This window comes from Plantibacter sp., assembly GCF_059073635.1.
In genome coordinates, this window is the sequence record NZ_JCACOF010000008.1 from 14,916 (window position 1) to 29,071 (window position 14,156).

Annotated in this window: 12 protein-coding genes and 1 pseudogene; 2 read left to right on the forward strand and 11 right to left on the reverse strand. The window is 69.8% G+C overall.

Annotation, left to right across the window (positions count from 1 at the left end):
• Nucleotides 1-36: 36 nt before the first annotated feature.
• From AC5JOC_RS07270 to AC5JOC_RS07285, 4 genes and pseudogenes are all read right to left on the reverse strand, one after another.
• Nucleotides 37-171, reverse strand: a pseudogene (locus AC5JOC_RS07270) (NAD(P)-dependent oxidoreductase); the annotation flags it as partial.
• Nucleotides 110-883 carry an NAD(P)-dependent oxidoreductase gene (locus AC5JOC_RS07275; protein ID WP_494245951.1) on the reverse strand — a complete coding sequence of 258 codons (774 nt, stop codon included), beginning with the start codon at nucleotides 881-883 and terminating at the stop codon, nucleotides 110-112. The pseudogene AC5JOC_RS07270 and the gene AC5JOC_RS07275, both read right to left, overlap by 62 nt.
• Nucleotides 884-921: 38 nt before the next feature.
• Nucleotides 922-2,238: an ABC transporter substrate-binding protein gene (locus AC5JOC_RS07280; RefSeq protein ID WP_192019601.1), complete on the reverse strand. Its 1,317-nt coding sequence runs from the start codon at nucleotides 2,236-2,238 to the stop codon at nucleotides 922-924.
• Between the two features lie 129 nt (nucleotides 2,239-2,367).
• Complete coding sequence (locus AC5JOC_RS07285) at nucleotides 2,368-3,819, reverse strand: CCA tRNA nucleotidyltransferase (protein ID WP_079704275.1); 1,452 nt, start codon at nucleotides 3,817-3,819, stop codon at nucleotides 2,368-2,370.
• Nucleotides 3,820-3,903: 84 nt separating this feature from the next.
• On the opposite strand from AC5JOC_RS07285, the gene AC5JOC_RS07290 reads away from it, so the two are divergent.
• Complete coding sequence (locus AC5JOC_RS07290; RefSeq protein WP_426739053.1) at nucleotides 3,904-5,649, forward strand: stealth family protein; 1,746 nt, start codon at nucleotides 3,904-3,906, stop codon at nucleotides 5,647-5,649.
• 105 nt (nucleotides 5,650-5,754) lie between these two features.
• Here the strand turns inward: AC5JOC_RS07290 and AC5JOC_RS07295 are convergent, their stop codons facing one another.
• A complete protein-coding gene (locus tag AC5JOC_RS07295; protein ID WP_124767794.1) occupies nucleotides 5,755-6,834 on the reverse strand; it encodes an SDR family oxidoreductase in 1,080 nt (359 codons plus the stop codon).
• A gap of 175 nt (nucleotides 6,835-7,009) precedes the next feature.
• Complete coding sequence (locus AC5JOC_RS07300; protein ID WP_494245955.1) at nucleotides 7,010-7,948, reverse strand: phosphodiesterase; 939 nt, start codon at nucleotides 7,946-7,948, stop codon at nucleotides 7,010-7,012.
• A 179-nt stretch (nucleotides 7,949-8,127) separates the two neighbouring features.
• On the opposite strand from AC5JOC_RS07300, the gene AC5JOC_RS07305 reads away from it, so the two are divergent.
• Nucleotides 8,128-8,895, forward strand: coding sequence for a DUF1353 domain-containing protein (locus tag AC5JOC_RS07305; RefSeq protein ID WP_494245957.1), 768 nt, complete (start codon nucleotides 8,128-8,130; stop codon nucleotides 8,893-8,895).
• A gap of 94 nt (nucleotides 8,896-8,989) precedes the next feature.
• On the opposite strand, the gene AC5JOC_RS07310 is transcribed toward AC5JOC_RS07305, so the two are convergent.
• The 5 genes from AC5JOC_RS07310 to AC5JOC_RS07330 are packed head-to-tail and all read right to left on the reverse strand — an operon-like array spanning nucleotide 8,990 to nucleotide 14,144.
• Nucleotides 8,990-9,769 (reverse strand): ABC transporter ATP-binding protein, encoded by a 780-nt coding sequence (locus AC5JOC_RS07310; RefSeq protein WP_079003721.1) that lies wholly within the window; start codon nucleotides 9,767-9,769, stop codon nucleotides 8,990-8,992.
• Entirely contained in the window at nucleotides 9,766-10,587 is an 822-nt protein-coding gene (locus AC5JOC_RS07315) for an ABC transporter ATP-binding protein (RefSeq protein ID WP_079704281.1), read from the reverse strand. Before AC5JOC_RS07315 ends, AC5JOC_RS07310 begins: the two co-directional genes overlap by 4 nt.
• A gap of 38 nt (nucleotides 10,588-10,625) precedes the next feature.
• A complete protein-coding gene (locus AC5JOC_RS07320; protein WP_079704282.1) occupies nucleotides 10,626-11,507 on the reverse strand; it encodes an ABC transporter permease in 882 nt (293 codons plus the stop codon).
• On the reverse strand, nucleotides 11,504-12,577 hold the full coding sequence (locus AC5JOC_RS07325; RefSeq protein WP_228501403.1) for an ABC transporter permease: 1,074 nt from the start codon (nucleotides 12,575-12,577) through the stop codon (nucleotides 11,504-11,506). Before AC5JOC_RS07325 ends, AC5JOC_RS07320 begins: the two co-directional genes overlap by 4 nt.
• On the reverse strand, nucleotides 12,561-14,144 hold the full coding sequence (locus AC5JOC_RS07330) for an ABC transporter substrate-binding protein (RefSeq protein WP_197977346.1): 1,584 nt from the start codon (nucleotides 14,142-14,144) through the stop codon (nucleotides 12,561-12,563). The genes AC5JOC_RS07325 and AC5JOC_RS07330 overlap by 17 nt, the downstream gene beginning before the upstream one ends.
• Between the last annotated feature and the right edge of the window lie 12 nt (nucleotides 14,145-14,156).

The following is a 14,156-nucleotide window of genomic DNA, read 5'->3' on the forward strand; positions in this document are numbered from 1 at the left end:
GTTGTCGAGGTCCCAGAGCGGGGAGTCCGCGGGCAGCGGCTCCTCGCGGAAGACGTCGAGCGCCGCGCCACCGAGCTTGCCCGACCGAAGTGCCTCGATCAGCGCGTCCTCATCGACGACCTGCCCACGGGAGATGTTGACGATGGCGGCGCCGTCGGGCAGGAGCGCGATCCGGTCGGCGCTCGATGAGGTTCTCGGTCTCGGGCGTGAGCGCCGTGCAGAGGACGAGCACGTCGGTGCCCGGCAGCACCTCGTCGAGCCGGTCCACATCGCTCAGCTCGACGCCGTCGGGGAGCTCATAGGTGCCACCGACCCGACCCACCGCGGTCACCCGTGCGCCGATGGCGTCGAAGGTCCGCACCACGTTCGACCCCATGCCGCCGACGCCGACGACCGTGACCCGCATCCCGGCGAGCTGCCTGGTCGTGTACCGCTCGAACCGGCGCTCACGCTGCCGTCGCTGGAGGAACGGAACACCCTTCACCACGAAGAGCGCCCCGGTGAGGGCGAACTCGGCGAGTGGGACGGCATGCACGCCGCCCGCCGTCGTGACGGTGATGCCGCTGCGGTCGAGTCCGGTCCGGCGCATGAACGCACCGATGCCGGCGCTCGTCGCCTGGATCCATCTCAGGTTCGGGGCGCGCTCCGGCAGTGCCGCCGGGTCCTGCCAGTCGAAGTCGAACGCGACGTCGGCCCGGGCGAGCATGTCCGCCCACCGTTGCTGGTCCGCTGCGGACAGCTCGGGTGCCGGCCCACGGTGATCGGCGACGTACTGCGGGACCGCGACGAGCGTCGGGTCGTACAGCACCTCGACATCCGGGTGGGAGGCGCCGATCGCCTCGACGTACTCAGGCTCGAGGTGACTCGCGATGAGGATCCGCATGATGGTCCATCATGCCCTGCGATGCCCTGCGCCCGGACTCAGTCGTTGATGGCGGCGTTGGCCGCCTCCTGCGCCTTCTTGAGACCGTCGGCGACGGGCGTCGTGCCGGCGAAGATCTCCTTGAAGATCGGGTCGTAGGCGGCGAGTCCCTTCGCGTACCCGGCACCCGTCGGCGGCGCGATGGTCTTCGCGTCGTCGGCGATCACGTCGAAGAAGGGCTGCACGTCGACGTCCTGGCCCTTCCAGTAGTCGAAGTACTGCTTCTGGGCCGCGGTGACGGCGGGGACCGCCGAGCCGGACGAACCGACGGGAGCGTTGCCCTCGGTGCTGCCCAACCAGGCGAGCACCTTCTTCACCTGGTCGGGGTGCTTCGTGGCCGCGTTGCCCGCTGCGGCGATCCCGTTCGTGACGCTGACCTTGCCCGCAGGGCCGGCCGGGAGCTCGGCGACACCCCAGCGGAAGTCGGCACCGTCGTGCACGGCCTTCAGGCTGTAGAGCCCCGACTGGAACATCGCGACCTTGCCCTGGAGGAAGGCGTCGCGGGAGAAGTCGCCGTCGGCGTTCGTGGAGGCGGCCGGCGGGGCGACCTTGGCGCCGTTGATCGCGTTCACGAGGTAGTTGACGGACTCGCTCGTCTTCGGGTCGTTGAACGCGAAGTCGTCGCCGTCCTGGTACTTCCCGCCGTTCGAGCCGATGAACGGGAGGAGCACGGCCTGCAGGTCGTACCCGAGGCCGGTGCCGTAGGTCGCGGGCGCCGCCGGGTTGAAGCCGGGCTGGTCGGCCGAGACCCCGGCCGCGTCCTTCGTCAGCTTCTTCGCCAGGGGCAGGAACGTGTCCTTCGTCGCGTCGGGCGACCAGGTCGCGTCCTCGAGCTCGGCGGGCTTCACGCCGGCCGCGTCGAGGAGGTCGGCGTTGTAGTAGACCGCGATGCCGGCGTCGGACAGCTGCGGGACGGCCCAGAGCTTGTCGTTCCGGGTGAACTGGCTGACCACGCTCGGTGCCCAGTCCTTCGAGGCGTCCTTGCCGAGCGTCTGCCCGACGTCGAGGACGCTCCCGCTGTCCGCGTACCCGGCGAGGTAGGAGTTGTTCAACCAGAAGACGTCGGGAGCGGTGTCCGCCGCGACGTCGGTGCGGAGCTTCGTCCAGTAGTCGGCCCACTCGACGACGTCGACGCGGACGCGGATGTCGGGGTTCTCGCGCTCGAAGGCGGCGAACGAGGTCTCGTAGGCGTCGGCGACGGCGGCATCCCAGACGCGCACCGTGACCGTCGTGCGCTCCGTGGATCCGGCGGCGCAACCGCTCAGCATCAGGGCGGAGGCGGCCGCGATCGCGAGGGCGGCGTGGCGCTTGAGCATGAGAATCCTTCGTTCCGTGAACCTCAGGGAGGCTAGCAGTTCAGTCTGAACGCCCGCGAGCTGTCAGAAACGGTCAGTGTGACGCCGTCTGACTGTGCGTTTGTGACAGTTCGCGGGCAGGTGGGGCTGTCACCGGGAGGACCACCAGTCGAGGAGGCGGCGGGTGGCCTCCTCCTCGCCGAGCGGGCCCTCGTCGAGACGCAGCTCCAGCAGCCAGCGGTACGCCTCGCCGACCTCGCGACCGGGTGCGATGCCCAACACCTCCTGGATGCGGTTGCCGTCGAGGTCGGGCCGGACGGACTCGAGCTCCTCCTGCTCCTGGAGCTCGACGATGCGCTGCTCCAGGTCGTCGTAGGCGAAGCCGAGGCGGTCGGCCTTGCGCCGGTTGCGGGTCGTGACATCGGCGCGGACGAGCATGTGCAGCCGCTCGAGCAGCGGACCGGCGTCGCGGACGTAGCGCCGCACCGCGGAGTCGGCCCACACGCCCTCGGAGTACCCGAAGAACCGCATGTGCAGCTCGACGAGCCGCGCGACGCTCTTGATCGTGTCGCCGTCGTACCGGAGCGCGGTGAGGCGCTTCTTCGCCAGCTTCGCACCCACGAGGTCGTGGTGGTAGAAGGTGACGGCTGCGCCGGGGCCGGTCTTCTTCGTCGCCGGCTTGCCGATGTCGTGGAGCAGCGCGGCCCAACGCAGGACGAGGTCGGGCGCCTCGCCGGGGTGCCGCGAGTGCTCGTAGCCGATCGCCTGCTCGAGCACCGTGAGCGAGTGCTGGTAGACGTCCTTGTGGTGGTGGTGCTCGTCGGGCTCCAGCCGGAGCGCCGGCAGCTCGGGCAGCACGAGGTCGGCGATGCCGGTGTCGACGAGCAGCTCGAGGCCCGCGCGCGGGTGGTCGGTCGCGAGCAGCTTGCCGAGCTCGGCCTGGATGCGCTCCGGGCTCACGATGGAGATGGTCTCGCGACGCTCCTCCATCGCCTCGATCACGTCGTCGGTGGGCCGGAAGCCGAGCTGCGAAGCGAACCGCGCGGCCCGGAGCATGCGCAACGGGTCGTCGCCGAAGGAGACCTCGGGCGAGCTCGGCGTCCGCAGCAGGTGGGCGACGAGGTCCTCGACGCCGCCGGACGGGTCGACGAGGGTGATCTCGGGGATGCGGAGCGCCATCGAGTTGACGGTGAAGTCGCGCCGGCGCAGATCGTCTTCGAGGGTGTCGCCGAACGCGACGACCGGCTTGCGGGTCACGCCGTCGTAGGCGTCGGCCCGGTAGGTGGTGATCTCGACCGTGTCGGCGTGCTCGACGCCGTCGTCGTCGGTGACGGTGACCTTCGCGCCGATCGTCCCGAAGTCGCGGCCGACGTCCCACCAGGCGCTCGCCATCGGCTTGAGGACCGCGAGGATCTGGTCGGGCGAGGCGTTCGACGTGAAGTCGAGGTCGCTCACGGTGCGACCGAGCATCGCATCGCGAACCGGTCCGCCGACGAGGGCCAGTTCGTACCCGGCTTCGGCGAACGCCGACGCCACCCGAGCGACCACGGGCGACGAGGCCAGGTCCTGCAGGCGCACCAAGGATTCCGCCACGCTCACCATGGGGTCAATCGTACCCGGACGCCGCTCCGCGACCCCGTCGCCGTCAAGCCGCGAGCGGTCCCGGGCGACGGCCGTACAATAACGATGAACCCACTCCCCAGCAGACCAGAGGCGGACACGATCACGAACGAACTCGACGACCAGCGGCCAACCGTCGGCACTCAGGCACCGACGGCCTTCACCAGTACCGCGAAGGACCCGATTCCGCCGGAACTCCCGTTCACCACCGCCCCTGAGCTCGTCCTCGTGACCGGTGGCTCCCGATCGCAGCGCTTCGACCGCCCCGACGTCGTGCAGCGCAAGGGCGTCTACACCCTCATCAACGGTCATCTGACCCCACAGCAGTCGATGGTGGAGGACCTGCTCGCCGTCGCCGACGTGCTCGACGCGGCCGAGATCGAGTACCTCCTCATCCGGGGCGAGCACGACCGCCCCGTCATCGTCGTCGACCGCTCCCTGCGCAAGCGCCTGCAGACCGCACTCGCGGAGGCGTTCGCCGACGAGCCCTTCTACAGCGTGCCGCTCAAAGCGCGCATGTCGACGGTGAAGCCGGCCGGCGATCCGCACCTCCTCTCCGACGGCCTGCTCACCGGCGCCCGCAAGGCCGAGGTGTTCCGGCTGTACCGGCCGCGCATCGAACCGCTCGGCCGCCTCCGCTACGGCATGGAGACCGCCCTGCAGCTCGAACTCTGGCGCTTCGGCGACGAGGAGATCACCGCTCCCGTGGAGAACGTCCTCATGCGGACGTACATGCCGCGGACGGAGGCCGTCGAGACGACCGTCGAACGATACGGCCGCAGCTGGCGGACGCTCGAGCACATGTTCGGCGCGCTCGCGAGCGACGTCACCTTCGACATCGACCTCGTCTTCTCGTGGGTGGACGGCTCCTCCGAGGAGTTCCAGCGCGCCCGCGCCAAGCGGATGCAGAGCTACGTCGTCGGCGACGGCGACGACTCCGACGCCCGCTTCCGCCAGATCAACGAGCTCAAGTACGCCCTCCGCAGCGTGCACACCTTCGCCCCGTGGATCCGGCGCATCTTCATCGCGACCGACTCCCCCGCGCCCGAATGGCTGGCGGAGCACCCGAAGGTCACCATCGTTCGCAGCGAGGAGTTCTTCGGCGACCTCGACGCTCTCCCGACGCACAACTCCATGGCCGTCGAGAGCCAGCTGCATCGCATCGAGGGGCTGTCGGAGCACTTCCTCTACTCCAACGACGACATGTTCCTCGGCCGACCGATCAGTCCCGAACTGTTCTTCTCACCGGGCGGCATCAGCAAGTTCGTGGAGGCGACCACCCGCATCGGCCTCGGGGCGAACGACCCCTCGCGCAGCGGCTTCGAGAACGCGGCCCGCGTGAACCGTCGGCTCCTGCACGAGCGCTTCGGACGCGTCACCACCCGTCACCTCGAGCACTGCGCCGCGCCCCTCCGCCGGAGCATCATGGCGGAGATGGAGCAGGAGTTCGCCGAGGAGTTCCGCGCGACCTCCCACAGCGCGTTCCGTGCGGCCGACAACATCTCGGTGACGAACTCGTTCTACCACTACTACGGCCTCATGACGGGTCGCGCGGTGCAGCAGACCCAGGCGAAGGTCCGCTACATCGAGACGACGCTCAAGCAGTCGCTCGGGCAGATGGAGCGACTCCTCAAGCGACGCGACCAGGACATGTTCTGCCTGAACGACGGCAGCCGGCCGGAGATCTCGGTGGAGCAGCGCACCACCGCGGTGATCGACTTCCTCGAGCGGTACTTCCCGTTCCCGGCCCCGTGGGAGCGCGAGGCCGCCGTGCCGAACGCGCTCGAGATCGAGCCCGCCAAGCTCAGCTGACCGCCCTTCGACAGGCTCAGGGACCGAGACGGTCACCGCCCTCGACAGGCTCAGGGACCGGACGGGTGCCCAGGGGCCGGAAGGGCGCCCGGGGACCGGGGCCGGTCAGGGGACGATGCGCTCTGCGCGGAGGCGGTCGAAGATCGCGGTGAAGGCGTCCAGCGTCCGCCGGTAGCCGGTGAAGCCGGCGAGTCGGCTCTTGCTCATGTCGGTGACCACCTCGATGTCCCGGCCGAGATCGCCGTCGGTGTGCCACCACGACGCCACGCGGGAGAGGTCGGCCTCGACGAGACCGTGTTCGGCCACCAGCTCGGCCCAGGTGCCCTCGACGCCCGCCATCTGCTGCTCGAGCGGACGCGGCTCGGTGTCGAAACCCTCCGGCTCGACGCCGAGGTGCGCAGCCAGTCGCGGCCACATCCAGCGCCAGCGGAAGACGTCGCCGTTGACGATGTTGAACGCCTCGTCCGCACCGGCCGGTGAGGTCGCAGCCCAGAGCATCTGCTCGGCGAGGAGTCCGGCGTCGGTCATGTCGGTGAGGCCGTTCCACTGGGTCTCGGAACCGGGGAACACGAACGGTCGGTCGAGCCGCTTGCAGAGCGCCGCCTGCACCGCGAGCGTGGACGCCATGTTCATCGCGTTGCCGACCGCATGTCCGATCACGGTGTGGGAGCGGTGTACCGACCAGGTGAACCCCGCTCGCGCAGCCGCGGCGAAGAGCTCGTCCTCCTGCTCGTAGTAGAAGTTGGGCGTGTCGAGTCGGTCCTCGTCCTCGTGGAACGGGGTGTCGGGCATCTCGCCCGCCGCATAGGCCTCGAACGGGCCGAGGTAGTGCTTCAGGCCGGTGACCAGGGCGACGTGCTGAACGGGCTCGGCGGAGAGGGCTGCCAGCAGGTCGCGGACCATGCCGCCGTTGACCCGGATGTTCTCGGCCTCGGTGTCCTGACGTGACCAGGCGGTGAAGAACACGTGGGTGACGCCGGTGCCGCCGAGGGCGCGCGCGAGGTCGTCCGCGTCCCGGAGGTCGGCCGCGACGTGCTCGACCTGCGGGTGGGCCGCCGGCGCTCGGCGAGCGAGGGCGAGGATCCGCCAGCCACCGTCCTCGAGGAGCTGCGACACGATCGCGGAACCGGTGATGCCGCTGGCGCCGACGACGAGTGCGGTGCGGGGTGCTTCTGGGGAGGTCATCCGTCCACGATAGGCGCGTCGGACCGGGGAGGCTCCCGGAACGGCGGACCCGCCGGGCTGCGGCCCTTCGACAGGCTCAGGGAGCCGCGGGCAAGGCGAGCGCCCTTCGACAAGCTCAGGGACCGGGGGAAGTTCAGGGACCGGAGGCGAGCTCAGGGACCGGGGAGGTGCAGCCCTAGACGAGGACGCCGATCGGCATCGTCAGCGGCGGCTCCGGCTGCACCGGCACCGTGTCCGACAGGGGCAGCTCGATGCCGTCGCGAGCGAGCAGGCGCGCACTCTCCTCGGCGTCGATGTAGTGCAGCGGCGGGGTCTCACCCAGCGGCACCACCGAGTGCAGGACCGTCTTGCCGTAGACGTGGACGAGGTTGAACGCCCGCGCGCCGTCGCGACCACGCGTCCCGCCGACGGGCACGTTGAGGTCCTGCGTGTAGCACGTGGCCGAGGCGACCGACACCGGGATGCCCGCGAAGGTCGCGGTCGACGAGTAGTGCAGGTGCCCGGCGATGATGCTCCGGACGTCGGACCCCTCGAGCACTTCGGCGAGCTTCGCCTGATCGCGCAGCTCGACGCTCACGGCGAGGTCGAGCACGCTCGGGACGGGCGGGTGGTGCATCGCGAGGATCGTGCCGTGGGGCGCCTTCGTCGAGAGTTCCTCGGCGAGCCAGTCGAGCTGCTCGTCCGAGACCTCGCCGTGGTGGTGCCCGGGCACGCTCGAGTCGAGGGTGATGACGCGGAGGCCGTTGACGTCGTAGACGCGGTCGACCGGGCGGGTGGTCGGCACCTCACCGAACAGCCCGGCCCGGAACGCCTGGCGGTCGTCGTGGTTGCCCATCACCCAGATGATCTGCGATCCGAGGCGCTCGGCGACCGGCTCGACGATGGAGCGGATGCGGTCGTACGCGTCGGGTTCGCCCTTGTCGGCGAGGTCGCCCGTGAAGACGATCGCTTCGGGCCGACCGCCGGACGCCTCGAACTCGGCGAACAGGTGACGCAGATGCGTCTCGCTGTCGACGCTGTCGTAGAGGCTCCCCCCGCCGGCGAGGAGGTGCGTGTCGCTCACATGGAGCAGGAAGTGATCGGGCCTCGGGTACTCGGCCGTGCGAAGACTCACGTGACAACTCTCGTTCGAGCGATGCTCTCCGAACCGCATCGCAGCTGTTTGACCATCTGACCAGACTCGGTTGAACGGCAACGGAACGCCACGCTACGACGCGGGAAACTCGTGAGCAAGGTCACGAGCCGACATCCAGGGGACTCACACCTGACGGTGGGCTGCGGGAGGATGTCCGCATGCCCTACCTCGACGACGATGAGCAGCCGCTGCAGCGGATCGATCTGGCGCAGATCCCCCCGACCGGACGCCGGTTCCGGCTCGAACGGCGGATCGGGTTCCAGGAGCACGCCCCTGACGGTCCCGTCGTGTGGGCACCGGCGTCCGACGGCGGGCACGACGGCGGCCGCACGGAGGGATGGACCGACCTCGCGTCCGTCCCGGGCGTCCTGTGGAGCTTCATCGGCAGCTACGGCCGGCAGTCCGCGCCGGCCGTCGTGCACGACCACCGGGCGTTCCTCGCACTCGGGCTCCCGCCGGACCAGGCACTCGAGCAGCGGTTCGAGGACGATCGACAGTTCCGCGTCGGACTCCGCCAGCAGCGGGTGCCGCTCCTCCGGGCCTGGCTCATGTGGGCGGTCGTGTCGGTCGAGCGGTACGTCAGGCACGCTCCAGGCATCGCCGCCGTACTGATCGGGCAGTCGGTCCTCGGGGTCCTGGCCGTCTGGGTCGCGACGATCGGACTCGTCACGCCCGTGCTCGGCGCTCCGACGCCCGGGTGGCTCGGCCTCGCGATGGCACCCGCGGTCCTCGCCGTGTGCTGGCGGGAGGAACGGAGACTCCTCGTCTGGTTGCCGTACGCCGGTGCGCTCCTCGGGCCGCTCCTCCTCGTCCAGCTCGCGGCGGTCGGCGCGTTCCGCCTCCTCGAACTGCTCGTCCGGGAGACGATCGACCGCCCGTTCATCGACGACTCCCCCGGCCCGGTCGGCCCGCCGACCCTCCGCTGACCGGTTCCCTGACTCAGGAACGCCTCGGCGTGTCGAGCGCGGGGGACCCGACACGCCGAGACGCTCCTGAGACAGGGACGGAGCAGGGGTCCGGCTAGGCGCCGGGGAGGGTGCCGAGTCCGTCGACGACCGGGATCGCCGCGAGGAGCCGCTGCGTGTAGGCGTCCTGCGGGTCGGACCAGACGCGGTCGACCGGACCGTGCTCGACGATGCGACCGGCGCTCATGACCGCCACGTCGTCCGCGATGACCCGCACGACGGACAGGTCGTGGCTGATGAACAGGAGCGCCGCGCCGGTCTCGACCGCGAGCTTCCGCATGAGCTTCGCCACCCGTGCCTGCAGGGAGGCGTCGAGCGACGCGATCGGCTCGTCACCGATGAGCAGCTCGGGGCCCGCCGCGATGGCCCGGGCGATCGCGATGCGCTGCCGCTGGCCGCCCGAGAACTGGTGCGGGTAGCGGGTGCGGCTGGCGGCGTCGAGTTCGACGTGCTCGAGCAGCTGACCGACGTCCCACGCGTCGCGCACCGGGTTGACCCGGAGGCCGTCCTCGATCTGACTCCCGACCGTGCGGCGCGGGTTCAGCGAGGCGTACGGGTTCTGGAAGACCATCTGGATCCGCAGCAGCTCCGGTGCGCGCTTCCGGAGACCCAGCTTGCCGATCGGCGTCCCGTTGAACGTGATCGCGCCACCCGAGGTCGGTTCCAGCCCGCAGACCGCTCGCGCGAGGGTCGACTTGCCGCAGCCCGACTCCCCCACCAGGCCGAGCACCTGTCGCGGCTCGAGGTCGAAGCTCACGCCGTCGACCGCGTTCAGCGTGCCGCGACCGGGCAGCTTGTACGTCACGTGGACGTCGTCGAGGTGCAGCAGCGTCATGACGCCGCCTCCGTTCCCGTGTCGGGCAGCGCGTCGATGAGCGCCTTGGTGTACTCGTGCTGCGGATCGGTGATGACCTGGTACCGGCTGCCGTGCTCGACGATCTCGCCGAGCCGCATGACCGCGATCGTGTCGGCGAGCGCCGACATCACTCCGAGGTCGTGGGTGACGAGGATGATCGCGATCCCGAGCTCGTCGCACAGCTTCCGCAGCAGGCGGAGGATGCCGGCCTGGACCGTGACGTCGAGGGCTGTCGTCGGTTCGTCGGCGATGAGCACGGAGGGCTCGCACATGAGCGCCGAGGCGATCGCGATGCGCTGCAGCTGCCCGCCCGAGAACTGGTGCGGGTACTTGCGCAGCGCCGCCTCCGGGTTCGGGACGGCGACGAGGCCGAGCATCTCCAGCGCCCGCGCGTGGGCGGCCGCCTTCGAGGCCCCCGTGTGGTGCCGGTAGTGGTCGACGAGCTGGGCCTCGACCGTGAGCATGGGGTGCAGGCTCGCGGTCGGGTCCTGGAAGATCATCGCGATCTCCGTGCCGCGGTACCGGTTCATGGTGCGCTGCTTGAGCCCGACGAGTTCGGTGCCGTCGAAGCGGATGCTGCCGCCGAGGTCCGCGCCGGCCGGCAGGAGCCCGCAGATCGCGAGCCCGGTCATGGTCTTTCCGGACCCCGACTCACCGGCCAGCCCGGTGATGCGACCGGCGGGGACCTCGAGGTCGATGCCGCGGAGGATCTGCTTGGTGGCGGCGCCGCGACCGAAGCCGAGCGTGAGCCCCTCGATGACGATCCCGCCACCGATGCCGCCTGCTGACTGCGTCATGTCGCGTCCTTTCGGGTCGCTCGCACCGCGTGCGCCGCTCACAGCGCGCGCCCCTGCACGGCTTCCTGCGACCGGGGGTCGAGGGCGTCGCGGAGGGCGTCGCCGAGGAAGTTGAAGGCGAGCACCACCGTGAGGATGGCGAGTCCCGGGAAGACCGCGATCCACCAGGAGGAGAAGTTCTGCACCCCGTCGGACACCATCGCGCCCCAGTCCGGCGTCGGCGGGACGGCACCGAGGCCGAGGAACGAGAGCCCCGACAGCAGCAGGATGGCCGTACCGACGTCGAGTGTGGCGAGCACGACGACCGGCGACACGACGTTCGGCAGGATGTCCTTGCCGAGCGAGGTGAACGGCCCGTTGCCGAGCAGACGACCGGCGATGACGTACTCGGCACCCCTGGCTCCGATGACGAGTGAACGCGTCACTCGGGCGTAGGCCGGCCACGACACGATGAGCATCGCGATGACGGCGTTCGTGAGGCTCGGGCCGAGCGCAGCGGCGATGACCATCGCGAGGATGATCGTCGGGAACGCGAACACGAGGTCCGCGATCCGCATGATGGTCTCGTCGAGGGCCTTGCCGAAGTAGCCGGCGATCGCCCCGAGCAGCGAACCGATGAGCATCGCGAAGATCACGAGCATGAGGGCGAGCGGGATCGAGACCTGCGCGCCGCTGACGACCCGGGACAGGACGTCGCGGCCCACCTGGTCGGTGCCGAACCAGTGCGCGGCACTCGGGGCCTGCAGCCGGTCGAAGTCCTGGGCGAGCGGGTCGAACGGCCGGATCCACGGCGCGAGCACCGCGACGAGCAGCCAGAAGAGCACGATGACACCACCCGCGACGGCGAGCGGGGTGCGCAGCTGCTTCGAGATGCGGAGGCGGCCCTTGCGCTTGGTCTGGACGGCGAGGACGTCGGTCATGCCACCCTCACTCTCGGGTCGATGAAGCCGTAGAGCACGTCGACCAGGAAGTTCAGGCCGATGTACACGAAGCCGACGATGAGCCCGACGCCCATGATCGCGGGCAGGTCGAGTTTGGTCGCCGCGGAGTACGCGTACTCGCCGAGGCCGTGCCACGAGTACACCTTCTCGACGAGGACCGTCCCGGACAGCAGCGACCCGAAGGCGACGCCGAGCACGGTGATGATGGGGACGAGCGCACCGCGGAGGACGTACCGGGTCACGACGACGTGGCCGGGAAGGCCCTTCGCCCGTGCTGCGCGCACGTAGTCGAGGTCGAGCACCTCGAGGATCGCCGACCGTGCGAACCGGGTGAGCAGACCGATCGTGTAGAGCGCCAGGACCGAGGCGGGCAGGATCAGGTGGGCGATGGCGTCGCCGAAGGTCGACCACTGGCCGGCGAGCAACGCGTCGATCGTGTACATCCCGGTGACCTTCGGCGGCGGGATCGCCGCGGGCGAGAGTCGCCCGGAGCCCGGGAACCAGTGCAGCTGGGAGAAGAACACGAAGTAGACGACGAGTGCGAGCCAGAACGACGGCACCGAGATGCCGATGAGGCTCACGACCCGGATGACCTGGTCGGTGATCGTCTTGCGTCGCAGCGCGGCCCACATGCCGAGACCGACGCCGATGATGATCGAGATGACGATGGCGGTGAGCGCCAGTTCGGCCGTGGCCGGGAAGGCGCGACCGAGTTCGTCCGCGACGGCGCCGCGGGTCTGCTGCGAGGTCCCGAGGTCACCCTGGAACAGGTTCGCGACGTAGGTGACGTACTGGACGGGCAGTGGCTTGTCGAGGCCGGCGCTCTCGCGGAACTGCGCGACGATCGTCGGATCCGCTGCGGCCTGCTCACCGAGCGCCGCCTGCACGGGGTCCGCGGGGACGAGGTTGGTCAGCGTGAAGGTGACGAGCGTCACCCCGAACATCAGGAGGACCGTGAGTCCGAGCCGGATGCCGAGGTAGCGCGCGAGCGGGTGGAGACCCGCTCGCGCGCTGGACGTCGTCGGTGCGACGCTACTTGATTCCGGCAAGATCGACGGTCCACGTCGGGTTCAGCGGAACCTCGGTGATCGTGGTCGCGGTGACCACGTTCTGCGCCGGCTGCAGGAGCGGGATGAACGGTCCGCTCGCGTTCTGCGCCTTCTGGAGGTCCTGGTACGCGGCGGCACGGGCGTCCGTGTCGGTCGCGGCGAGCGCCGCGTTCGCGAGGTCGGTCACGGTCGGGTCGGCGCCTGCCGGCCAGCCCGCGCGGAGGCCGACGAGCTCACCCGGCGTGAACGCGAGGTAGTTCGACGGGTCCGGGAAGTCCGGGCCCCAGTACCAGAGACCCACGGTCTCCTTGCCGTCGCGGTAGGCGTCCAGCTCGGTGGCGACCGGAGCCGGGGCCAGCGTGATGGTGATGCCGACCGACTTCAGCTGCGCCTGGACCGACTCGGCGATGCTCTGGAGCGAGAGCCCCTGCACCGTGATGTCGTTCGGGAAGTTCAGCGTGACGGCTTCGCCGGCGTAACCGGACTCCTTGAGAGCCGCCTTCGCCGCATCGGCGTCGAACTGGTTGCCGTCGGCGGCGTCGAGCGCACCGTTGAAGATCGAGGGGATGAAGCCACCGGGACGGACGGAACCGTCGCCGGCGAGGTCGACGATCTTGTCGTAGTCGATGCCGAGCTTGACGGCCTCGAGGAACTTGGGGTTGCTCGTGATGTCGCTGATCGCGGGGTCCTGGTTGAGCATGAGGAAGATCATGTAGCGCGAGGGGTTCGCGATGATCTTCACCTTCGAGTCGTCGAGCTCGGAGACCTGGTCGGGGTTGAGGTCGAGGGCGACCTGCGAGTCACCGGCCTCGACGTTGAGCTTCTGGGTCGGGCCCTGCACGTTGCGGAGGACGACGCGCTCGTACGCGGGCTTGGTCCCCGTGTACTCGGGGTTCGCCGTGAAGACGACCTGCGAGGCGGCGTCGAAGGACTCGAGCTTGTACGGGCCGGAGCCAGCGGAGGTGGTGTTGAGGAACGACTCGGCCGCGTCGTCGGCGGTCGCGCTGCCACCGTTCTCCTCGACGACCTTCTTGTTCACGACGCCGAGGGCCGGGTTCGGCAGGATGAACGGGAGGGCCGGGTTCGGCGTCGCCGAGGTGAGCGTGAGGGTCGTGTCCGAGGTCTTCTCGATCGTGACGCCGTCGAGCAGGAAGGACGGGTTGCCCTTCACGCCCTGGACGCGCTGCAGCGAGAACACCGCGTCGTCGACGGTCACGTCGGAGCCGTCGGAGAACTTCTTGCCGTCCTTCATCGTGAGGGTCATCACCGTGTTGTCGGCGTTCATCTCGTAGCTCGCGAGGCCGTCGACGGGGGCGGTGACGTCGTCGCCCTTGAACGTGAGGAGGGTCTCGTAGAGCGCCTTCGCGACGATCGAGCCGGTGGTCTCGTACTCGCGGTTCGGGTCGGCGGTCTTGAGGTCGAAGGACGCGTCGACGACGAGCGACTTGCCCGCACTGTCATCGGAGCCACCTGAGGGGGAGCAGGCGCTGAGCGCGAGGCCGGCGGCGAGGGCGAGGCCGAGGGCCGCCATGCCGCGCCGGCTCGTGCGGCTGAAGGATCGTGACAAGGTGGAGCTCCT